Annotated in this window: 22 protein-coding genes; 11 read left to right on the top strand and 11 right to left on the bottom strand. The window is 70.0% G+C overall.

The genetic code is table 11. From position 1 onward, the window contains the following. Positions 1-79: 79 nt before the first annotated feature. The gene (locus tag EUA06_RS18500; RefSeq protein WP_129478526.1) at positions 80-439 is read right to left on the bottom strand and encodes a hypothetical protein; all 360 of its coding nucleotides are present in this window, start codon (positions 437-439) and stop codon (positions 80-82) included. Between the two features lie 246 nt (positions 440-685). Between EUA06_RS18500 and EUA06_RS18495 the strand changes: the two genes are divergently transcribed. From EUA06_RS18495 to EUA06_RS18480, 4 genes are read left to right on the top strand one after another with little or no spacing between them, the layout of a single operon-like run. Further along, positions 686-1,351, top strand: a complete 666-nt coding sequence (locus EUA06_RS18495) for a DsbA family protein (protein ID WP_242498238.1) — start codon at positions 686-688, stop codon at positions 1,349-1,351. After that, a complete protein-coding gene (locus EUA06_RS18490; protein ID WP_129478522.1) occupies positions 1,348-1,935 on the top strand; it encodes a vitamin K epoxide reductase family protein in 588 nt (195 codons plus the stop codon). Before EUA06_RS18495 ends, EUA06_RS18490 begins: the two co-directional genes overlap by 4 nt. A gap of 13 nt (positions 1,936-1,948) precedes the next feature. After that, a complete protein-coding gene (locus tag EUA06_RS18485; RefSeq protein ID WP_129478520.1) occupies positions 1,949-2,728 on the top strand; it encodes a cytochrome c biogenesis CcdA family protein in 780 nt (259 codons plus the stop codon). Then, on the top strand, positions 2,725-3,315 hold the full coding sequence (locus EUA06_RS18480; protein ID WP_165354445.1) for a TlpA family protein disulfide reductase: 591 nt from the start codon (positions 2,725-2,727) through the stop codon (positions 3,313-3,315). Before EUA06_RS18485 ends, EUA06_RS18480 begins: the two co-directional genes overlap by 4 nt. A gap of 7 nt (positions 3,316-3,322) precedes the next feature. On the opposite strand, the gene EUA06_RS18475 is transcribed toward EUA06_RS18480, so the two are convergent. From EUA06_RS18475 to resB, 6 genes are all read right to left on the bottom strand, one after another. Continuing rightward, a complete protein-coding gene (locus EUA06_RS18475; protein ID WP_129478516.1) occupies positions 3,323-4,285 on the bottom strand; it encodes a M56 family metallopeptidase in 963 nt (320 codons plus the stop codon). Next, positions 4,282-4,647 (bottom strand): BlaI/MecI/CopY family transcriptional regulator, encoded by a 366-nt coding sequence (locus EUA06_RS18470; RefSeq protein WP_129478514.1) that lies wholly within the window; start codon positions 4,645-4,647, stop codon positions 4,282-4,284. Before EUA06_RS18470 ends, EUA06_RS18475 begins: the two co-directional genes overlap by 4 nt. Beyond that, positions 4,644-6,719, bottom strand: a complete 2,076-nt coding sequence (locus EUA06_RS18465; protein WP_129478512.1) for a bifunctional copper resistance protein CopD/cytochrome c oxidase assembly protein — start codon at positions 6,717-6,719, stop codon at positions 4,644-4,646. Before EUA06_RS18465 ends, EUA06_RS18470 begins: the two co-directional genes overlap by 4 nt. Then, positions 6,716-7,303, bottom strand: a complete 588-nt coding sequence (locus tag EUA06_RS18460) for a copper resistance CopC family protein (protein WP_165354444.1) — start codon at positions 7,301-7,303, stop codon at positions 6,716-6,718. Before EUA06_RS18460 ends, EUA06_RS18465 begins: the two co-directional genes overlap by 4 nt. A 113-nt stretch (positions 7,304-7,416) precedes the next feature. Further along, positions 7,417-8,322 carry a cytochrome c biogenesis protein CcsA gene (gene ccsA / locus EUA06_RS18455; RefSeq protein WP_129478508.1) on the bottom strand — a complete coding sequence of 302 codons (906 nt, stop codon included), beginning with the start codon at positions 8,320-8,322 and terminating at the stop codon, positions 7,417-7,419. Then, positions 8,319-9,929 (bottom strand): cytochrome c biogenesis protein ResB, encoded by a 1,611-nt coding sequence (gene resB / locus EUA06_RS18450; protein WP_129478506.1) that lies wholly within the window; start codon positions 9,927-9,929, stop codon positions 8,319-8,321. The genes ccsA and resB overlap by 4 nt, the downstream gene beginning before the upstream one ends. A 150-nt stretch (positions 9,930-10,079) precedes the next feature. On the opposite strand from resB, the gene EUA06_RS18445 reads away from it, so the two are divergent. The 4 genes from EUA06_RS18445 (at position 10,080) to EUA06_RS18430 (ending at position 12,901) form a co-directional block, all read left to right on the top strand. Then, on the top strand, positions 10,080-10,583 hold the full coding sequence (locus EUA06_RS18445) for a DUF3093 domain-containing protein (protein WP_129478504.1): 504 nt from the start codon (positions 10,080-10,082) through the stop codon (positions 10,581-10,583). 24 nt (positions 10,584-10,607) lie between these two features. Then, positions 10,608-11,552, top strand: coding sequence for a peptidylprolyl isomerase (locus EUA06_RS18440; protein ID WP_129478502.1), 945 nt, complete (start codon positions 10,608-10,610; stop codon positions 11,550-11,552). 63 nt (positions 11,553-11,615) lie between these two features. Beyond that, positions 11,616-11,996, top strand: a complete 381-nt coding sequence (locus EUA06_RS18435; RefSeq protein ID WP_129478500.1) for an ArsR/SmtB family transcription factor — start codon at positions 11,616-11,618, stop codon at positions 11,994-11,996. Between the two features lie 59 nt (positions 11,997-12,055). Continuing rightward, positions 12,056-12,901: a cation diffusion facilitator family transporter gene (locus EUA06_RS18430; RefSeq protein WP_479724676.1), complete on the top strand. Its 846-nt coding sequence runs from the start codon at positions 12,056-12,058 to the stop codon at positions 12,899-12,901. 128 nt (positions 12,902-13,029) lie between these two features. On the opposite strand, the gene EUA06_RS18425 is transcribed toward EUA06_RS18430, so the two are convergent. From EUA06_RS18425 to EUA06_RS18410, 4 genes are all read right to left on the bottom strand, one after another. Next, positions 13,030-14,343, bottom strand: coding sequence for a PepSY-associated TM helix domain-containing protein (locus tag EUA06_RS18425; RefSeq protein ID WP_242498237.1), 1,314 nt, complete (start codon positions 14,341-14,343; stop codon positions 13,030-13,032). Between the two features lie 187 nt (positions 14,344-14,530). After that, positions 14,531-15,160, bottom strand: coding sequence for a hypothetical protein (locus tag EUA06_RS18420; protein ID WP_129478494.1), 630 nt, complete (start codon positions 15,158-15,160; stop codon positions 14,531-14,533). 12 nt (positions 15,161-15,172) lie between these two features. Further along, positions 15,173-16,711 carry an apolipoprotein N-acyltransferase gene (lnt, locus tag EUA06_RS18415; RefSeq protein WP_129478492.1) on the bottom strand — a complete coding sequence of 513 codons (1,539 nt, stop codon included), beginning with the start codon at positions 16,709-16,711 and terminating at the stop codon, positions 15,173-15,175. Between the two features lie 147 nt (positions 16,712-16,858). Further along, positions 16,859-18,607 carry an alkaline phosphatase gene (locus EUA06_RS18410; protein ID WP_129478490.1) on the bottom strand — a complete coding sequence of 583 codons (1,749 nt, stop codon included), beginning with the start codon at positions 18,605-18,607 and terminating at the stop codon, positions 16,859-16,861. Between the two features lie 673 nt (positions 18,608-19,280). Between EUA06_RS18410 and EUA06_RS18405 the strand changes: the two genes are divergently transcribed. The 3 genes from EUA06_RS18405 to EUA06_RS18395 all read left to right on the top strand — a co-directional run bounded on the left by EUA06_RS18405 (position 19,281) and on the right by EUA06_RS18395 (position 21,742). Then, positions 19,281-19,907: an excisionase gene (locus EUA06_RS18405; RefSeq protein WP_129478488.1), complete on the top strand. Its 627-nt coding sequence runs from the start codon at positions 19,281-19,283 to the stop codon at positions 19,905-19,907. Positions 19,908-20,060: 153 nt separating this feature from the next. Continuing rightward, the gene (locus EUA06_RS18400) at positions 20,061-21,140 is read left to right on the top strand and encodes an IS110 family RNA-guided transposase (RefSeq protein ID WP_129478486.1); all 1,080 of its coding nucleotides are present in this window, start codon (positions 20,061-20,063) and stop codon (positions 21,138-21,140) included. 335 nt (positions 21,141-21,475) lie between these two features. After that, positions 21,476-21,742: a hypothetical protein gene (locus tag EUA06_RS18395; protein ID WP_165354443.1), complete on the top strand. Its 267-nt coding sequence runs from the start codon at positions 21,476-21,478 to the stop codon at positions 21,740-21,742. Positions 21,743-21,751 lie beyond the last annotated feature (9 nt).

Genomic DNA, 21,751 nt, shown 5'->3' with positions numbered 1-21,751 from the left:
GCCAGCTCGGAGGGGATGGGCAGGTCCTGGGCGCCCCCGAGGCCGTGGGCCGAGATCGAGCCGCCCACGCTCAGCCCAGTCACCGGACTTCGAGCTGGAGCACGACCACGGCGGGCTCGTGGTTCTCGACCTCGACGAGTCCGGGACGGTCGATGGTGATCCGCTCCGTGGTGGTTCCCACGCCGTAGTCGATCGTCTGCTCCGGCGTGCTGTGCGCGTGGAGCGAACCCGCCTCGTCCGAGACGATCGTGAGGGTCAGGGTCTCACCGACGTCGAGCTCGACGCGCTCTCCGTTGGGGGTGAACTGTCCTGCCGTGCGGGTGACCGTCAGCTCGGCGCCGGCGTCGTCAGGGGTCTCGCTGGGGGAGGCGTCGTCAGGCGGTGTCGACGACGACGGGGACGACGGGGACGTAGGCGTCGGCGTCGGCTCGGTGGGCATGGGCTCGTCATCTGCTGCGCACGCGCTCAGGGAGACGGCGACTACGAGGGCGAGAGCGACGAGTGGCGCGGTGGCACGTCGGGGCACGCGAAGGCTCCTGGTCATGAGGGTGCGTTTGGGGGGCGACTCCGCCCGGACCACGATCGCACACCGCACAAGGCCATGCCGATCGGCGACTGCCCGCACGTCGGTCGGTGGATGCTTGCTACTATCGTCCGTAGTAGATGTCTTCGAAGGGTGGCAGTCGTGCACGACCAGACCAAGGCGGCCCTGGCCGTCGCAGCAATCATCGTCGCGGCCATCGGCGGCGTCTTCGTGTCGAACCAGCTGCAGGGAGGGAACGAGCCCGCGGCGGCCCAGGTGGAGTCGGCGATCGCCGACGGCGCCATCGTCCGGGACGACAGCCGGATCCTCGGCGAAGAGGGATCGAGTGGCGTCACGTTCGTGGAGTTCCTGGACTTCGAGTGCGAAGCCTGTGGTGCCGCCTTCCCGATCGTGGAGGACCTGCGGGAGAAGTACGCCGGCGAGGTGACCTTCGTGATCCGCTACTTCCCGCTGCCGTCGCACTTCAACTCGAGCCGTGCGGCGCGCGCGGTGGAGTCGGCCGCGCGTCAGGGACAGCTCGAGGCGATGTACAGCCGCATGTACGAGACGCAGGCCGAGTGGGGCGAGGCGGGCGAGCCGAAGGACGACCTCTTCCGCAGCTTCGCCGAGGACCTCGGTCTCGACATGGACCAGTTCGACGCCGACTACGCCTCGCAGGAGGTCGAGGACCGGGTAGCCCGGGACGTGGCCGACGGAGAGTCGCTCGGCGTGTCCGGCACTCCCACCTTCTACGTCGACGGCGAGCTCTTCCAGCCGGAGACGGTGGAGGACTTCTCCGCGGTCCTGGACGAAGCCCTCGCGAAGTGAACGAGGACCGTCGACTCGCGTGGGGCCTGACCGTCGGAGGCCTCATCGGGTTCCTCGCGTCCGCCGTGCTGCTCGTCGAGCGCTTCAGGCTCACCGAGGACAGCGACTACGTTCCCAGCTGCAGCATCAACCCCGTCCTGAGCTGTGGATCGGTCATGGAGACAGCGCAGGCGGCACTGCTGGGCTTCCCCAACCCCATCATCGGCGTGGCGTCCTTCCCGGTCGTCGTGACGACGGGTGTGGTGATCCTGGCCGGGGGGCAGCTGGCGCGCTGGTACTGGACAGGCCTGCAGGTCGGAGTCACGGCGGCCCTCGCCCTCGTGTCCTGGCTGGCATTCCAGAGCCTCTACCGCATCGGTGCGTTGTGCCCCTACTGCATGGTGGTGTGGACGGTCGTGATCCCCGTCTTCTGGTACGTCACGCTCCGCAACATGGCACGTGGCACGTTCGGCGGATCCGTCCGTGAGAGCCGGGCCGCGACCTTCCTGGGCGAATGGCACGCGCCGCTTCTCCTGGTCCCGTTCCTGCTGCTTGTCGGCCTGATCGCCGAGCGCTTCTGGTCCTACTGGTCGACCCTGTTGTGACGGGTCGACACTGATGGGCGGCGCGCAGGACCTGATCCTGGACGGGTCGATGCTGGTCGCCCTGCCCGTGGCGCTCCTGGCGGGCCTGCTGTCGTTCTTCACGCCGTGCTCCCTGCCACTGGTGCCGGGATACCTGTCGTACGTCGCCGGCATGGCCGGCGCGGAGTCCGAGGTCGCGCGCGAGCTCGGTGGAGGGACGCCGGCGCGCAGGTCCCGCACGCTCACGGGAGCAGCGCTCTTCGTCCTCGGCTTCGCCGTCGTGTTCACCACCTACGGCCTGGTGTTCGGGTCGCTGGGCGCCCAGCTGCTCACCTATCAGGACACGATCGTGCGCGTGGCGGGTGCCTTGACCATCTGCCTCGGCATCATGTTCGCCGGCGCCGCCGGGCGGTTGCCCGTGCTGGGACGCACCTTCAGGTGGGGGCTCACGCCCCGGGTGGGTCTTGCCGGCGCACCGCTGCTCGGGGCCGTGTTCGCCGTCGGATGGACGCCGTGCATCGGTCCCGCGCTGGCAGCGGTCCTGACCCTCGCCACGACCACCGCGACCGCCGGCCGGGGTGCGCTGCTCTCGCTCGTCTACGCGATCGGCCTGGGCATCCCCTTCCTGCTGGCCGCGCTGTCACTGACTCGGGCCCTCCAGGTGTTCACCTGGGTCCGCCGACGATCCACCTGGATCACCCGAGCGGGAGGAGGGCTGCTGATCGTCGTCGGTGTCCTGCAGGTCTCCGGTGTGTGGTCGCAGGGAGTCGCAGCGCTCCAGACCCTGATCGTGGGATGGCAGGCTCCGATATGACGACCCCCTCCCGGCGCACCCTCGTCTTCCTCGTTGTCGTGCTCGTCACCCTGACTGCCGCGTGGCTCGTCATGCGCGTGGCGCCCAGCGAGGACGTGAACGCGTCGAGCGGCCGCGCCGACGCGCGCGATGTCGTCCAGCAGTACCCGGTCGGGGACCGACCGGACGTCGGTCCTTTCGAGGTCACGATGCTCGACGGCTCGAAGCTCAGCGACACGGACCTCCGCGGCACGGCCACCGTGCTCAACGTGTGGGGCTCGTGGTGTGGTCCCTGCCGGGCCGAGGCGCCGGAGCTCGTCGACGCTGCGGAGAGGCTGGGCCCGGAGGCGCAGTTCTTCGGCATCAACGTACGAGACAGTCCTGACGCTGCCCGCGCCTTCGAACGTGCCTTCGAGATCCCGTATCCCAGCGTCCGTCCCGACGACAGCGCCGCTGCACTCCTGGCGTTCGGAGGAGTGCTGTCGGCAGTAGCGGTGCCGACCACCGTGGTCGTCGACGCCAACGGGAAGGTGGCCGCGCGGATCGTGGGACAGACAGACGCCTCCACGCTCGTCGGCCTTGTGGAGGACGCGTCGACGAACCCGTGAGCCGGGGTCAGCTGCCGACCGACAGGTCGATCATCGTGCAGCAGTCGCGGGCGGCGGCCTCGAGTGCCGGGGCCATCGCCAGACCGAGGGGGAGGGAGAACAGCACCGCCGCTCCGGCCGCGGCGGCGAGGCCGAGGCCCCACTCCGGGGATCGGGTCGTGGAGGTGAGCCGTCGCACGCGAACCAGCGCCGCGGTGTCGCTGGCGGCCAGCGCAGTCTCAGGACGGACCCCGGTCCCGAGGGCCACGATGGCGCTGGCGAGCGCTCGACGGTCTGCAGGAGTGGCAGCCGCATCGTCGGCAGCCATCTCCAGGAGGACTGCGACCTGGGCGTGCGCCGTGGCGAACAACGGAACGTGGGGAAAGGTGCGGGCGAGCGCACCCGAGTAGGCCAGTGCCAGGTCGTGCCGCGCCCGCAGGTGGCGGCGCTCGTGGCCGAGCACCAGCTCGCGCTCTCGATCGTCGAGCAGGGCCATCGCTGCAGAGGACAGCACCACCGTGCCGGTCCCGGTGCCGGGAAGGCAGTAGGCGATCGGCACGTCGTGCTCGATGACCGTGAACCCGCCGGGATGGCGCCGCCCCACCAGTTCCAGGGCGTTGCGCTGCAACCGGCGTACGCGTCGGGTCCGGACGAAGCTGCGGACGGTCGTGGCGACAAGCATCGTGGTGAGGCCGCCCACGACGCTCAGGCCGATGATGCCGGGCCAGCTCCCGAGCGGCGTCTCGTAGTGCTCGACGATGGTGAGCGTGTGGGCGCCCAGCAGGGAGGCGAGCGAGAAGCGCAACGGCAGGAACGGCAGCGCCAGCGCAGTCGCGGCCAAGAGGATGGAGGTCACGACGGACGTCGACAGCGCCTGCCAGGACAGGACGGCCACGCGTGGTGAGCGCATCACCCACGGCCGGCTGAGCAGCTGCGCGCCGAGGATCGAGACGGCGGCGGCGAACGCGACCAGGAGCAGGGCCGCGATCACGCCGGCTCGTCCGCTCGCTCGGACAGCGCAGCGAGCAGCGTGGCAGCCTCGCCGGCGTCGAGCTTGACCACGAGGTGCATGAGGGCGGCGGTGCGGTCCTCACTGTCGGACAGCACGTCCTGCAGCATCTCGGCCGTGTGCTCGTCGCGCGAGGAGACTGGTGTGTAGAGGTAGGCCTTGCCCTGCTTCTCCCGAGCGACCAGGCCCTTGGAGTGCAGGTTGTCCATCACGGTCATCACCGTGGTGTAGGCGAGGGCACGCGCGGGCGTGAGCGCCTCGAGCGTCTCTCGCACCGAGACCGGACGTCCGGTGCTCCACAGGTGCTGCATCACGGCGGCTTCGAGCTGACCGAGCTGTCTCATCGGTTCCGCTCCTTCTTCGCTCCCCGCGAGTCTTCAGAAGCCATCGTAGGAGGCGGCGGCCTGCGCGTCATCTCCGTGGTCCCCAGCCGGCCCAGGTAGGCGTTGTACGCCTGCAGCTGCCTGTCGTCCTCGCGCTCCTCGCGCCGGTCGAAACGGCGTCGCTCGCGTCGGTCGGCCCGGACCCACGCGGTGACGAGAGCGACCGCCATGACGAGGATCGGATACTCACCCATGAGCCAGCCGATCTGGGCGCCCAGGTACTGGTCGTCGGCGAGCGATCGTCCCCAGGTGCGACCGAGTGACGCGAACCAGTCGGCGGCGAAGACGGTCGTGCTCGCCATCATGCTGACCGCGAACAGGGCATGGAAGCCGAAGGTGATCATGACGAGCAGGACGCGCATGGGGTACGACGGACGGTGGAGTCCCGGGTCGGCCCCCACCACGCTCTCGGCGAACAGGTAGCCGGTGAGGAGGAAGTGGAACGTCATGACGACGTGCCCGGTGTGGGACTCCAGCGCGAGCTCGAAGGCGGGCGTGTAGTAGAAGGCCGCCATGCTGACGACGAACATGCCGCCCGCCACCACGGGGTGTCCCAGCACGTGCAGCGGCATCGAGCGGCTCACGCTCAGCAGCCATTCGCGAGGCCCGCGCGACCCGTCCTCTCGGCGGCGCAGCACGCGAAGCGCCAGGGTGACCGGGGTCCCCAGCACCAGGAACACCGGCACTCCGGTGGCGATCGTCATGTGCTGGACCATGTGCATGCTGAAGAGCACGCGCCCGTAGGTGCCGGGCGCACCATTGGTGGCCCAGAGCAGGAGGAGGCAACCGAGCAGCCATGAGGCGGTGCGCAGCCACGACCAGCTGTCCCCACGACGGCGCAACCGCACGACTGCCCAGACGTACCAGCAGGCGGCGGCGACACCGAGGGGCAGGAAGAGCGTGTCGATGCTCCAGGTCGTGAACCACTGGACCGCGTCGAGCGGCCCCGGCAGGTCCCTGCCCAGCAGGGACTGTGCCGCCGTCAGGGGCCGCGGGGCCTCGCTCGGCGCAGGCGGAGCCGTGCGGCTCAGGGCGACGCCCAGCCCCGCGGCGCCGGCGAGCACCACGAGCTCCACCGCGACCAGCCGCGTGAAGGCGGACGGCGACCCGGTGGCCAGGGCGGCGATCGTGTGGCGGCGGTGCCACCACCCCGCACCGGCCAGCAGCACCACTGCGCCGAGCTTCAGTGCGAGCAGGACGCCGTAGGAGGACAGCAGCGCAGAGGGGGAGGGAAGCCGCAGCCAGGCCCCCAGGATCCCGGACACGGTCACGAGGACCAGGCACCAGGCGGCAAGCGTGGAGTAGCGACGCACCGTGGCGACGAGCGAGTCACCCAGCAGGCGACGCGCCAGGACGAGCGCGACCAGCCCTCCCACCCACACGTTGATGCCGACCAGGTGGAAGAGCTGGAGGTTGACGGCCTCGTCGTGGTTGAGCGTGCCGGCGGCGTGTCCGGTCAGCGCCATCGGCCAGAGCGCCACGACCGTCAGGACGGCCGTGATGCCCACGCCTCCGAGACGGCGGGACAGGATGCACCCCGCTGCCACCACGGCCGCGAGCGCCGCGCCCCAGAGGCCGTACTGGCCGACCTCGAACCCGAAGGCGAAGAAGATCGCCTCACTGGCGAAGCCGGGTCGACCCATGGGGCTGCCGGAGGCATCGGAGTAGACGAAGGCCACCTGGACGAGGCTGGCGATCGCCCACACCGTGGCGGACAGCTGGGCCCACGCCACCAGCCGCGTCCGGGCCGGTCCCAGCGCGGACTCCGCGCTTCCCGCAGGTGGCGGGACGCACGTGGCAGTGACCACCAGGACGCCGACGGTCACCATGCCCGCCAGGTCACGGACCGCCTGAACCGTGGGCAACCCGACTCGGGTCAGGGCCCCGGGCTCCGGCAGCCCGTCGATGCCCAGGGGGGACAGGGCTCCTGTCAGGCCCGCCGCGACAAGGGCGACGAGGACCATCACCGCCGGGACCGCGAGCAGGGTGCTGACGCCTCCCGCGCGCGCCCCGGGGCGCAGTGACGTGCTCACGCGTCCCGGCCTCGTCCCGTCAGCCGCATGGTCGCGGCGACGCCACCGCCCAGGAGCACCAGTGCTCCGCCGGCGACCGCGACGAGAGGCCACACCGCTCGATCCTCCTCCGGGTCGGCGGCTGTCTGGCTCGTCACCTGACTGTCGGGGTCGTCGGTCGGGCCGGGATCCGACGCGGTCGGGCTGCCTGCGTCACTCGGCGTGGACGAGGTCGTGGCCCTTCGTACGACGAACCCCGTGGTCCCGCTCACCGGGTGACCGTCGCGGGACACGACACGGAACGTGACCGTCCACTGCGTCGCTCGACCGGCGGGCGGTTCCACGGCGTCCGGGACCTGCGCGACCAGGACGGTGGGCCTGGGTCCGGCAGTCACCTCCAGGGGAGTGCTGCGACCACCCTCGACGCGGACCGTGATCGTGCTCAGCTGCGGGTCCATGTCGTCGGAGAACTCGAGCGCCACCTGGCGCGGGACCACGTCGAGCCTGGCGCCGTCCTTCGGATCGGCCCCGAGGAAGTCGGTGTGCGCGCTGGCAGGCGCTGCTACCAGGAACGACAGCGAGATGCCGGCCACCAGGATCGCCACCCCCCTGAGCATCGAGGTCACCACTTGGCCTTCGACACGACGTACAGCACGAGGCCGGTCCCGATGGCCGCGATCAGCCCCAGCACGATCGTGGAGATTCCGTAGTCCATGTGTCACACCCCTGCGTACGAGTGGAGGCCCGGGATCCAGATGTTGACCCCGAAGAAGTTGAAGAGGAAGGCGGCGAAGCCGGCCAGCGCGAGGTAACCGGCTCGCCGTCGCCATCCCACGGTCGACAGCGCGTGCAGGTGGGCGGCGTAGAACACCCAGGTGATGAACGCCCAGGTCTCCTTGGGGTCCCATCCCCAGTAGCGGCCCCAGGCGTTCTCTGCCCAGACCGCGCCGGCCATCACCGCGAACGTCCAGATGGGGAACGCCACGAGGTGGACCGTGTGTGCGAGCTCGGAGAACTGGTCGTCCTCCTCCCCGGTCCGGCGCTGGCGCAGGAGGTGGGCGACGGTCGCCAGCGCCCCGACCGCGAACAGTGCACCGGCGGTGATGGCCGCGGCGACGTGCACGACCAGCCATCGCGAGTTGAGCACGGGCACCAGGTCGTCCACCGGCGTGTACAGCGAGGTCACCGACAGCCCCAGCAGCACGAGCACGAGCACGACCATCCATGCGGACAGGCTGCCGACCGGGCGTCCGCGTCGATAGGCCAGGAACGCCACGGCGACCGCGGCGGAGCCGGTCAGCCCGAACTCGTACATGTTGCCCCACGGCGCACGCCCCGCGGCCACGCCCCGGGCCACGACGGCCAGGCAGACCAGGATCGTCCCGGCCACGGTGAGCGCTGTGGCTCCCCGGCCGACACGGCTCGGCGGCTCCGAGACGGGTTCGGGCTGCAGTCGCGTCTCGTCCACCAACGCCCCCCCGGCGGGCACGGCCACCCGCGCGCGAGCCTGGCGGCTGCGCGGCAGGGCCGCTGCGAGGGCGTACGCAAGGAGCGCGGCCGCGAAGACCGCCAGGGCGGTCGTCACGAACAGGTCGGAGAGCCGCGCGGCGTCCAGGGATGTCATGTCTGATCCTTTCGTCCACCGGCATCAGCCGGGGACAGACCGAGGGTGTCGGCGAGCTGCTCCAGCTCGCCGGGCGGCACGGGCCGCCGCGACAGCGACCTTCCGGCGATCTCGACCGTGCCGTCGTCGTTGCGTCGCACCCAGATCCGCCGGCGCGGCACCGAGAGCGACGCCGTGAGTCCCAGCAGCAGCAGGATGGCGGCGAGGAGCGACACCTCCTTGCCGGGGTCGCGGGCGATCTGGAAGTTCGCGAACCGGGACACGTCGTCGAACGTGACCGAGCCCAGGCCGCCGGGCAGTCGAGCGGTCTGACCGGGGGCGAGCGACACCCGCCACGGCTTGCCGTCCTTGCCCCGCACCTGATCGAGGTCGGTGAAGTCAAGGGTGAAGACGGACTGGGTGGACCCGTCGTCCAGCCCCAGGTCCCCGGTGTAGGCCGTGAGCTCGACGATCGGGTTGACCTGGTCGGGGTACGCCGAGACTGCCATGCCGGTCACCGCGGTGGGGAGGAACACTCCTTGGAGCGCCAGTGACCCGGGGCGCGCGTCCGGCGCCTTGATGACTCCGTCAGAGGTGAAGGTCTGGTCGACGGGGAGGAAGATGGTGGGGCCGGAGGCGGCGACGTCGCCGTTGCCGTCCCGCACCGTCAGCTCGGGTGCGTACCCGTGGCCGGTGAGGAAGAACTTCGTCCCGTTGATGTCGAGCGGCTGGTTCGGCCTGATGGTGGTCGAGCCCTCACCCTCGTCGTCGCTGCTGTAGGTGACGGCCGCCTCGAAGTCGCGAGGCTCACCGAGCCGCGTCCCCTCCGTCTCGAACTCCGCCGAGAAGTCGTCGAGCGTGAGCTCGAGGGGCTCGAGTCCGGCGAGGTCGGCCCACGGTGCCGGTGACAACGCGTCGTAGGAGGCGGACACGTTGGCGAAGGTCGTGCCCTCCACCAGGGCGACCCGGCCTTCGTAGCCGAAGAGCTTGCCACCTGCGATCCCGAAGAGCAGGACCAGCAGCGAGAGGTGGAACGCCAGGTTGCCGAGCTCTCGTAGGCGGCCCTTCTCGGCCCGCACCTCGGTGTCGGTGCGGCTCACACGGAAGCGCTTCGCCTCGAGGTGGCCGGCGGCGGCGTCGAGGGCGTCCTGCGGTCGCTCGACCGGACCGACGAGGTGACCGGTCTCGCGGGAGAGATGACGTGGAGCGGCAGGCGGGTCAGACCTGAACTCGCGCCACAGGTGCATGCATCGCGGGATCACGCACCCGGTCATGGAGACCAGGAGCAGGACGTAGACCGCGGCGAACCACGGCGCGCTGTAGACGTTGAAGAGCGACAGGCGATCGAGCCAGGGAGCCAGGTCGGGGTGCTCGCGGGCGAAGTTCGCGACCGCGGCAGGGTCGCTGGCGACACCTCGCTGCGGGAGCAGGGAGCCCGGGACTGCGGTGAGGGCCAGCAGCACCAGCAGCACGATCGCGGTGCGCATCGACGTCAGCGTGCGCCACGCCCAGCGTCCCCAGGCCGTCAGCTCCGACGGGCGGGGCGATGGAGGGAACGCGGGTTCGCGTGAGTCGGGCCGAGTCACCTGCCCGGACCCGAGCGCCTGCTCCTCGTGCGTCGCCTCCATGCCTTCATACTATCGGCAATAGTAGGTAGCACGGGCCCTGGGGCGCTCCGACGGTCGCAGCCAGTAGATTCACCCTCGTCGGCAACGGGCCGACATCATCCGGCCTTCGATGAGGAGCGACATGGGCTTCAATGCGCGGTCTGAGCTCGGATGAACGGCTATCGAGAGCGGCTGCGGGTCCCGATCCGGTGGTGGGTCCAGTGGACGGTGATGGTCGCCACCTTCTGGTTGGCGATGGTCGTCGCGGTCCCTGAGTGGCTGGCGTGGACGGTGACCGCGCTTCTGCTGGCGCTCATGGCCGTCCTGCTCAGCTCCTACGGATCGCCCCGGATCGTCGTCACGGACGACTGGCTCTCTGCTGGGTCCGCACGGATCGAGCGCCGCTTCACGGGTGCAGTCGCTGCCCTGGACGCGGAGGCGATGCGACGACAGGCGGGCCGGGATGCCAACGCTCGCGCGTACCAGCTGGTGCGGCCGTACATCTCCACTGGGGTGCGCGTCGCCATCGACGACCCGAGCGACCCGACTCCGTACTGGCTGCTCAGCTCGCGTCGTGCGACTGAGCTGGCCGCGGCGCTCGGGCACGAGCCCGAGGCACCCGCGCAGCAGCTGGGCGATGATGGGTCGGCCGCCGCCGGCGGTGCGAGCACGTAGGTCACCGAGCCCGAGGAGTTCGACGTGAGCAGCGACAAGCGGCGCAGGGCGCGCCAGAAGGCGGAGCGGGAGGCGTGGGAGCGTGAGCAGGAGCGACTCGCCGGGAGCCGCCGACGTCGCAGGCTCCTCATCGGTGTCTGCGCCGCCTTCGTCGCTGTGGTCCTGGTCGTTGGCGTCGTGGTCGCACTGACGCGTGGGGGACCGACGCCGAGCGCCGAGCGGTCGCCGCAGGAGAAGGTCGAGCTCATCCCCGAGGAGGCGGCCGGCGCGGCGCAGTCCACCGCGGCCGCGGCGGCGCAGGCCGCTGGAGCGCCGATAGCCGAGGACTTCACGATCGAGCCGGGCACGGCCGTCGACAGTGGCCGCCAACCGGCGGCCGACGACCGGCGCGTCGCCTGCGGAGCGAAGCGCCCCGCGAACGTCCGCGCCACCCGTTCGTGGTACCCCGGGGGGCCTGCTCAGGTCCTCGAGGACGGCGTGGACTACGTCGCCCGGATCCGCACCTCGTGCGGTCCCATCACCATCGACCTGCTCGAGGACGATGCACCGGTCGCGGTCAACTCGTTCGTGTTCCTTGCGCGGGAGGGCTTCTACGACGGCCTCGAGTTCTTTCGCGACTTCGGGGGCGTCACGGCCGTCCAGGCCGGAAGCGGCGACAACCAGGTCGGCTGGGACATCGGTTACCGCCTGCCCTCCGAGCTGGACCGTGCCGAGCGCGAGGGCTACCCCGTCGGGACGGTCACCACGGCCGGTGAAGGCACGTACACCGCGGGCAGCGAGTTCTACATCGTGTACGGGGAGAGCTTCGACGCAGGCTTCAGGGACAACCGGATCCAGACGACCTTCGGTCGGGTGCTGAGCGGCATGGACGTCATCGAGACCGTGAACCGGCTGGACCGCATCGGCATGGGCGGCGAGGCGTACGCCGAGCGGCTGTTCATGAACGAGGTCACCATCGACGAGCGGTGACGCCTGCGCGCCGCGAAGGCCACTAGTTGCGTATATGCGCTGTCATGCAGATATGCTCAGCGCATGAACCGGGACCAAGGGCGACTCGACATGCCGTCCGACGACCAGGTCGACCTGGCCGTCGAGGCCTTCCGGATGCTCGCCGACCGCAAGCGCATCAAGATCCTGTGGGCGCTCCTCCATGGTGAGTCCTCGGTCAACGACCTCGCGCAGCGCGTGGGCGCCAGCTCGTCGGCGGTGAGCCAACACCTGGCGAAGCTGCGCCTGGCGGGACTGGTGCAGGTGCGCCGGGAGGGCACGTTCGCCTACTACACCGCCGCCGACGAGCACGTCCACCGGTTGCTCGACGAGGCGCTGTTCCACGCCGACCATGCGAATCATCTTGACCAGGGAGCTGTGGTTCACCAGCTCCACACCGACGAACGCCAGCGAGGAGACCACTGATGGGTGCCGGACACGGACACGGAACGGGACATGCCGGAGGGCGACACCGGTGGCGGTTGATGGTGGCCTTCGGGCTCGTCGCCACCTTCTTCGTCGTCGAGCTGGTGTTCGGGCTGATCTCGGGATCGCTGGCACTCATCTCGGATGCCGGCCACATGGCCGCCGACGTCGTCGCACTGGGTGCGGCGCTGACAGCGACCAAGATCGCCACGCGTCCGGACCGGTCCGGGCGACGCAGCTACGGCTCGTACCGTGCGGAGATCTTCGCCTCGGGATTCACCGTGCTGATCATGCTCGGGGTCAGCGCCTACGTGGTGATCGAGGCCATCAGTCGGCTGGGCGAGGACATCGAGATCCAGACCGGGCCCGTCCTGGTCGTCGGCGTGGTCGGCCTGGTCATCAACGTGATCTCCATCGTGCTGCTGCGCGGCGGCTCCCAGGAGTCGCTCAACGTCAAGGGCGCCTACTACGAAGTCATCGCTGACGCTGCCGGCAGCGTCGGTGTGATCGCAGCGGGCATCCTCGTCGCGACCACCGGCGACAGCTGGTGGGACACCGTCGTGGCCCTGGCGATCGGTGTCTTCGTCGCCGTCCGCGCGATCGTCCTCGGTCGCGAGGTGCTCGCCGTGCTCGGCCAGCACGTGCCCGAGGGGATGCAGCTGGACCAGGTCGTGGCAGACCTCGAGTCGGTGCCGGGTGTCGCGGACGTCCACGACCTGCACGTCTGGACCCTGACGTCGGGGATGTACGTCGCGACGGCGCACCTCGTGGTCGCCGACGAGGCCGCCTCCCAGAGCGTCCTGGAGGAGGCGCGGGGCCTGATGCGCACCAAGCACCGCATCGAGCACGCCACGCTCCAGGTCGAGGCGAGCGCGACCAAGGCGTGCGAAGAGTCGACCTGGTGAAGGGCTGACGAACCGCCGGGCTGCACCGGGTACCAGCGTCGCGCGAACGGGTCGAGGGTGATGAGGAGCACGTCGCGAAACCGCCGGACTGCGTACGCACGCCCGACCCGCGCACCGCGCCGGCGCACCTACCGCGCGCCGAACCACCTGCCCATGGCCGGCACCCGGCGCACGAGCAGCTGGTCGAACACGAGGACGGCAAGCAGCGTCACACCGAAGAACGGCAGCAACACGCCGAGCACCACCAATCCGGCCAGCAGCCACGGTGAGCCGGCGACCGGCATCCGTCCGCGCGGGGCATCGAGGCCGGCGCCGCGTCGGCGACGGCGCCACCACATCAGTGGACCGGTCACGCACGAGGCGATGACCACCGCGCACATGAGCGCGGACGCCCAGAACGTCACCAGGCCGAGTGAGCGTCCCTCGTGCAGGCCGATACCCTGGGCAACCACCTGGGCGAGCAGCGGGTAGTCGTCGTAGCCGTAGGTCGACACGACCTCTCCGCTGAACCGGTTCACGTGGACCGTCCGCTCGTCGGACGGGGCGTCGAAGGCGTAGCCGATGACGGAGAAGACGCCGTCCTCGCTGGCGGGCAGCGCGATGGTCATCGGGCGGCGCAGCCCCTCGCGCGCCGCCACCTCGATGGCGGTGTCGACGTTGGCGACCGACCCCTCGCCACCTTCGCCGTCCGACCGAGGGACTTCCGTCTTCCCCGCTGCCCATGGGACGGCGTGGCTGTGCGGCAGGGACTCGTCCAGCGTGGAGCCGGGACTGGACTGCGCGCCGGCGTCCAAGCTCCACATGGACGTGCCCTGTCTGGTGGCGAGCTCCTGGACCTGGGCTCCCCAGAATCCTGTCCACGGAAGGCCTGAAACCAGCAGCGTCACCAGCCCTACGCCGGCCACGGCGCCGATGCGGGCATGCCACGACCTCAGGGACTTCGGGGTGCGCGAGCGGGCGCGGCGTCCGCGCCAGAACAGGTAGTAGCCGAGCAGGGCCGTGACCAGGGCCCAGCAGGCGCCCAGCTCCATCAGCCGGTCACCCCACGCCCCCGACATCAGGTCGGCGTGCAGGCGGACCGCGTACCCGCTCACCGTGGTGTCAGGGTTCAGCGACCCGAGCACCTCGGCGCCCCACGGGTTGACGAAGATCTCGCGAGGCGAGCCGTCAGGCATCTCGGCGGTGATCACGGTCGAGCGTTCCGCCGTCCGCGGCTCAGCCACGGCGAGGATGGTTGCGTCCGGGTAGGCACGCTCGGCGGCCTCGAGCTGGGCGCTGTACGGCTGTGCGAAGTCCATGCCCGCTGGGCGGTCCGCCCGGAACAGGTCGGGGTGCAGGAGCGGCTCGAGCTGGAAACGGAACAGGTAGATGAGGCCGGTGGTGGCGAGCACCAGCAGGACAGGGACGACGACGATGCTGGCGAAGAAGTGCCAGCGCCACACTGCGCGGAACCATCCCCCCGATCCGGATCGGGCACGGGGACGTGGCGGAGCGGGCCGCGCTTGCGGGCGCGGGTCGAGCTGGGTCATGGGTCTCCTCGATGCAACCGGCGGCGCCGGGCAGGACGGAACACGCCGATGGCCGTCGTCGGCCTGAAGAACCGGACGGTGGGTGGGCGTGGAGGGAATGTCAGACGGCGCGGAGATGCGGCGGTCCACGTCGTACGACGCTCCCCACCACCACGCGCAGCAGGATGGCGCTCGCGGCAGACGGCGTCCCCGGCATCGAGGGTGTGGTCGGCGGCACTGGCGCCAGCGACGGGACGTGCACCCCCCGTGAGATGAGCGCGAGGAGGTTCCAGAACATCCGCTCGCCCGCCGCGAGCCATGCACCGACCACGACCGCTGCCGCGGCGTGGGTCACGATCATCCTGGGATCAGCGGTGAGGACGTGGTCGGACAGCTGAGTGACCGTGACGCCGTCCGCCGCCGCGCCGGCGTGGTGCGCGCCGCCGGTTCCGCCCGACGACATGGCAGGCGGGGCGGAGGCCGAGCCGCCGTCGCGGGCGGCGGTCAGCGCGAGGGCGGTGTGCGCGACGAACTGACCGCCCACGGTGAGCAGGACGATCCTGGCGGCGGACGCCGGGCGGGCCAGGAACGGTGCGAGGAGCGCCGTCAGGGTGAGGAGGAGGAACCCGAGCACCGGTGACGACGGGACGTTGCCTCCGGCGTCGAGGTGTGCCCACAGCGCCATCAGCGTCGCAGAAGTCGCGACGATCGCGGCTCGCATGCAGCGAAGCCCGGTCGTGGCGGTCCCCATGGACGGAGTGTCTCACGGCCGACGCGTCGTGCGGATCCGGCGGGCCAGGGCCAGTAGGACACCCACGGCGCCGACGACGTACGCGGTGCGAGCCGGCCACCACCCGAGTCGGACAGCCGGCGTAACCTCCGTGCGAACCTCGACCTCGACCACCGTGCTGCCTGCCACGGTGTCGGGAAGCCGGGCGATCACCGTGCCGTCGGGCGCGATCGCTCCAGAGATCCCGTTCATCGACGAGACGACCACGGAGCGACCGAGCTCGACGGCGCGCGCGCGTGTGACCATCCACTGCTGTTCCTGCTGTGCGGTCCCGAGGAACATCGCGTTGCTGGTCTGCACCACCGCGAGCCCGGCTCCCCGGCCCACCTGCGTGCGGAGGACGTCGTCGTAGGCGACGTCGAAGCACAGGGCGCTGGCCACGAGCAGGTCTCCCACTCGCAGGGGCGAAGCCGCGGTCCCGGGAAGCATGTCGCGCGCGATGCTGGAGACGCGGGCGGACAGGCGCTCCGCGAGTGGCCGTACAGGCACGTACTCGCCGAAAGGCACCAGGTGCTGCTTGGTGTAACGGCCCTGAGGTCCGGAGGTCGACCACACGATGGCCTGGTTCAGCGCCGTCGAGGACGAGGGACCGTCGACGATCGAGCCGGCCAGGACGGGCGCGCCCGACACCTCCGCCGCGGCGAGCAGAGCCGTGCGGGCGACGCCGTCCGTCGCGGGGTCCACCGCTGTGGCGTTCTCGGGCCACACGACCACGTCCGGAGCAGGTGCGGCGGGGCCGGCCTCCTCGAGCATCTGGCGCGTCTCGAGGAGCAGGGTGCGGGTGACCTCGCGGTGGTGAGAAGCGACGTCGGTGCCGTCGCCGGGGACGGATGCCTGGACGATGCTCACCGTCGCGGTCTGACCTGCGAGCCCTGCCCCGTTGCCGCCCCCCAACCCCGGACTCCGTGCGCCGATCGCCAGCAGGAGCACGCCGCCGATCGAGCAGGCGACGAGCGCCGGCGCTGCGGGGGCTGGGGCAGGGTCTCGCACGCTGGCTCGCTCCACCACGCAAGCGATCACCGCGCCCGCTAGGGCCACCGCGGTCCCGGTCCCGGAGACGCCGACGATCGCCAGCACCCCTGCCCAGGGTGTGTCGACTGCTGTGTAGCCGAGCCGACCCCACGGCAGGCCACCCCAGGGTAGTGACGACCGAGCGCCTTCGACCGACGTCCACACCGCGGCCGTCCACAGGGGCCAGCCGGGCAGCGTGCGGACGAGCGCCGAACCTGCCCCCGCCAGGGCGAGCCAGCCTGCCTGCACGGCGACCAGAGCAGCCCAGGCTGCCGGCGCTATCGACTGGCTCAACCACCACAGCGTGGGTCCGAAGAAGGACAGGCCGAAGACGAGACCAAGGACTGCCCCGTCCCGCATTCGGCGGTTCCCCAGCGCGAGGAAGAACACTGCGAGAGCGATGGGTGCCACCCACGGCGCCGACCACGGAGGAAAGGCGCCGGCCAGCCCGAGGCCGCCGATCACGGCGGTGACGGCAGCCGACCGACCCGTGATGTGCATCCAGACCCTCCGTCAGCGGCACCTACTATGCAGGATCGTATGTCGTGGGTGGTCGATCCGGACTCCAGGCGCTTCCGGGCGCGGACCCGTGGGGGTCCGCGCCCGGAGCGCTCGTCGACGGCGTCGACGGCCGTGACGGCGACTGCGTCAGCGGCGGGTCACCCGGACCGTCTGGCGGTCGGTCGCGGTGCCGCCCTTGCCGGTGACGGTGGCCTTGACCGTGAGCTTGCCGACACGGGCCTTCGCGACCTTGAGCATCACGCGACCGCCCGTGGCCCTCAGCGTCTTTCTAGCCACGGTCTTCCCGTCGCGGACGAGCCGCACGGTCACCGAGTCGCCGGCGGCCGCAGCCACTGCGACCGAGAGCCCCTTGCGGCGCAGGGCCGCCTGGGCGATACGGGACGCCGACGCGACCGAGATGATCGGCCTGACCGCAGTCGGGGTGCTCGGCGTCGGGGAGGTGGTCGGGGTGGTCGTCGGGGAGGTGGTCGGGGTGGTCGTCGGCGTCCCGGGCAGGGTGCTCGGGGTGCGGCCCAGCAGGGTGGCGAACAGGTCGGTCTGGTCGATGACGCCGGTGACGTTGGCCGCCTGGGGGCCGGCGGCGGCGACCCGGATCTGGGCGCCGGTGTGGTCGGAGCCGACCGCGTTGGTGGAGTAGGCGACAGACATCGGGTCGCCGTCGGCGGTCTGGACGGTGGCGAGCTGCTTGCCGTCGTCGAGGTTGCCGCCCACGATCTGGGTGGAGTGGGAGTGGTCGCCGGTGACGACGACGAGGGTGTCGGGGTGCTCGTCCTGGTAGGCGAGCGCGACGGCGACGGTCTCGTCGAGCTCCTTGAGGTCACCGATCGCGCCGCAGATGTCGGAGGAGTGCTCCTGCTTGTCGATCATCGCGCTCTCGGCCTGCAGGAAGAACCCGTTGGGGTTGTCCAGCAGCTCGATCGACTTCTCGGTCATGGCGGACAGGTCGGGCTCGTTGCCGCGGTCTGCGGCCTCGCACCTCGTCGTGGGTCCACCTGCTCCGGTCGGAGTTGCGACGAGCGGCTTGTACATGGGCGTCATGTTGCCGCCGGTGAAGAGGCCGAGGACGGGACCGCCCGCGAGCGAGGTGACCCCCGCCATACCGGCGGCGTCGCTGACGAGCCGATAGCCCCGGGTCGTCTGGGCGTACGACAGGACACTTGGGCCCGCGTCCGTGGCCTGGGCGTAGCGCGAGGCGCCGCCGCCCATGAGGACGTCGATCTTGTTGTCGACGAGCTGCTCGGCGATGGAGCCCTTGCCGCCGTTGGCCTTGCGCGCTGGGGCGCAGTTGGCCATGTCGGTCGGGCCCTGGCAGGCACGGGCGTTGATGTGGGAACCGGCGGCGGCCGGGGTGGCGTCGGTGACCTCGGAGGTGGTGATGTTGCCGACGAGCTTGCCCTGCTTCTTGTACTTCTCCAGGACGGTCTCGTAGTCCTCACCCGGGACGTTTGCTGCAGTGCTGGGACCCTGGGAGACGCGTCCGTCGACAGTCTTCTTGCCGGTGGACCAGCCGCTCGCGGTGGGTGCGGAGTCGGAAACGTACGCGATGGGGTAGTCGGGGCCGGCGCCGACCTTGAGGCCATAGGTGGTCATCGCGCCGGTGAACGGCAGGGCGTCGAGGGCGGGGAATCGGCCGCCCGCGCCGTACTCGTAGTTGCGGGCGGCGGTGATCATGGAGTCGTCCATGCCGTCGCCGATGATGAGGATGACGTTGCGCGGCTTGGCGGGGTCGATCTGCTTGGCGAGATCGGCCGAACGCTCCTGGGCGAAGCCGATGGGCGTGGGGGCCGGGATGGCCGCGGTCGCGGCGATGCTGCCGACCGTCACAATGCCGGCGAGTGCCGCCACTGTGGTGATGACGCGCTTGTTGCTGTGCACGAGGGGTTTCCTTCCGAAGTCCGACTGACGTCTGCACCCTGCGGGCTGGGAGCGTCCGGCCGGAGTGCGGCAGGGAACCAAGGCGTGGCACGTAGGTGACTGGCTGGGGAACCGGTTGCGTACACCCGTCTCCGGTCGCGCGGCAGTCGAACCCAGCGAAGTTGTTGAACGTTCTACCGTGTAACATCTGTGTAACGAGCGAACGACCAAATATGCGAAACGCCGCCGAACGACCAGAAGTCGAACGACGGCGTTTTCGCAGGTCAGAGGCGGTTTTCTTCGGTTGCTGCGCAACCATCGAGACCGCTACGAATGGCCCAAATTAGATGTCGTAGTAGAGCTCGAACACCGCAGCCGATGTTGGTCGGAGTTGAGAATCTCGGAAAACATGGTCTGACCTGCGAAAACGCAGTTCTGGCTTATTGGACCGTCGCGACCGTTTTCGGCCCTGAACGGATCTCCTGCGGAATCCCTGCGGAATCTCACACAGCCTCTGGTCATGCGACGAGCCGCATCCCGAGGGGCCTGTTGGGGCTGAACGGATGGGTCCCGGTGACGCCGAGCATGGAGCGCCACGACCGATTGTCCCAGTGGACGTTGGGTCCGACGATTCGCACGGCCTCGTGTGATCCGCGGCCATGCCGTTCGTGTGCGACCCCTACGCTCAGTTGCCGTGAATCCACGGCTAAACGAAACTCAACACGCGGTGCTGCGCTGGCTTGCGGACGGTCAAGCTGACGGAGCGGCCACGAACCCGCAGCGGCTGACCGCGCGGGCGCTGTCGAACCGACGGCTGGTGAAGATCAAGGGACGTGGCCCGCGGTGGCACGCGGAGTTGACCGAGGCGGGCCGCCATTACGTAGTCCACGGGGAGTATCCGCCCGGACATTTCGGGCCGGAGCCCGCGCCAGGGCAGGAACGGGCCGACGTTGCCGAGCCCGCGGCAGCTGCAAAGGTCGCAGGCCGACCCAAGGCCAAGCAGCGGGCGGAGCCCGCGGTTGACCTCACGGTGGATTCGCCGGCGGGCAAGCGTCGCAGCGGCGGGCGCCCTGTTGGGGACGCCTTGTTCACTGCGTCGCGAACGGACCCGTACGACGAGAAGGTGCTCGTGACGGTGAAGGAAGCGGCCTGGATGTTGAGCCTTCCGGAGCACGCCATCCGTCAGGCCGTGTCGTTGGGCGATCTCGATCGGGTGTTTATTTGTGCGGGCGGCAAGAACTACCGGATTGTCTACGGCTCGCTCCTGGCCTGGGTGAACTCGATGCCACGGGAGTCAGCTCGCACCTCGTGGTGGCGATGATGCGGCCGGAGCACTGGGAGCCGCCCGATCAGACGGTATGACGTGACCGCCTCGCGTTGAGGGGGTTGCGGGCCGGGGCCTCTCACATGCATGTACGTGGGTTATCGGGCAGGAGCGGCCTGCTCGACCTATCCACAGGCATAGGAGGCCCCGGTGTTCATTGAGCGTACGAGTGTTGGACTCGATGTGCACGCAAGGTCGGTCGTCGCGACGGCGATCGACACCACGACCGGCGAGCTCTTCAAGGAGCGGCTGGTCCCGGCGAACGAGATCGTCTTGGACTGGGTGGCTCGGTTACCCGGCCCGGTCGCTGTTGCCTACGAGGCCGGCCCGACCGGCTTCGGACTCGCCCGAGCGATGGCGGCGGCCGGGATCAGGTGTGAGGTCGCGGCGCCGTCGAAACTGGCTCGCCCGGCTGGCGAGCGCGTCAAGACCGACGCGCGCGATGCCCTGCAGCTGGCCAAGTTGTTGCGCAACGACGACATCACCAGTGTCCGCGTGCCCTCGATCACCCAGGAAGCCGCGCGGGATCTGGTCCGGTCCCGTGAAGACGTCCGCGGCGATCTGATGCGGGCCCGGCACCGAGTATCGAAGCTGCTGCTGCGTCACGGCCACGTCTACTACGGCGGCAAGGCCTGGTCCAAGCAGCACCACGCATGGTTGCACCGGATCCGGTTCGACGAGCTCGGCACCCGCTGCGCCTACGAAGCCGACCTGGAAGCCATCGAGTTCGCGGTCGCACGCCGCGCCCGGCTCGACGAGCTGATCAACCAGCTCGCCGCAGACAGCGAGTTCACCGACGTGACCCGCCGCCTGTGCTGCCTGCGTGGCATCTCGACCTTGACCGGGTTCGCACTCGCGGTCGAGATCGGCGACTGGCAACGGTTCAACGGCTCCAGCATCGGCGCCTACCTCGGGCTCGTCCCGTCCGAGCACTCCAGCGGCCAGTCGCGTCGGCAGGGCTCGATCACCAAGACCGGTAACAGCCACGCCCGACGGCTATTGATCGAGGCAGCCTGGCACCACAAGCCCCGCTACACCGTCGGCCCGGTCCTGCGCGCCCGCTGGGAACAAGCACCCGAGGCCGCCCGGGTACGCGCGCACGAAGGCAACACCCGCCTCAACCAGCGCTGGGCCGGCTACATCCGCCGCCACAAGAAGCACACCGTGGCGAACACCGCGATAGCCCGTGAGCTGGCCGGCTGGTGCTGGTCCCTGGCCATGCTGGAGTAGCCACCCCACAGAACTTGGCTGGCCCGTACAACGACCTGACGAGCAGCGCGAGGAAGACTGTCCGCGATTCGGCTGTGAGCCACGAGCAGACCTCGTGACGCTCGACCTCAGAGAAGCGGACCACTCCTGCCGCACGCCGTCCTGCGGTAAACAACCCGCGAATATCAGCATTGACCGCGCGTCGACAACGACACGCTGCGACAGGCCCGAAGACGCCACCACGCCAAGAGAGGCGCCGCCAACACAACCAGTGTTGGCGGCGCCTCACCCTGCCCTCTTGACAGACGGGGACTACATATCAGCCGAAGCTGCTTGTGTCCGCGAAGCGCGTCGCCTTGGAACTCGACGTGCCGAGCTGGAAAGCGAACGAGATTTGCTGGTGCCTTGAACGAGTCTTCTACGCGCCGGGCCAGGCGCACTATCGAGTCACGAGGGCATCGTTCGACGCGTTCAAGGAGCTGCTCGACCAGGGCCTGACCATCGCCGCAGCGCGCGCGGTGATGTGGCAGTTTCGGGAGCGCGGCGAACTCCCGCCGGCCGATCTCGATCGCGAGAAATTGGACCACATCTACTGGATGTCCCGTCAGCGGCGGCGCTGGTAACGCGGTCTG

The organism is Nocardioides glacieisoli (assembly GCF_004137245.1).
Taxonomy (GTDB): domain Bacteria; phylum Actinomycetota; class Actinomycetes; order Propionibacteriales; family Nocardioidaceae; genus Nocardioides; species Nocardioides glacieisoli.
This window is presented reverse-complemented; position numbering and strand designations above follow the sequence as displayed.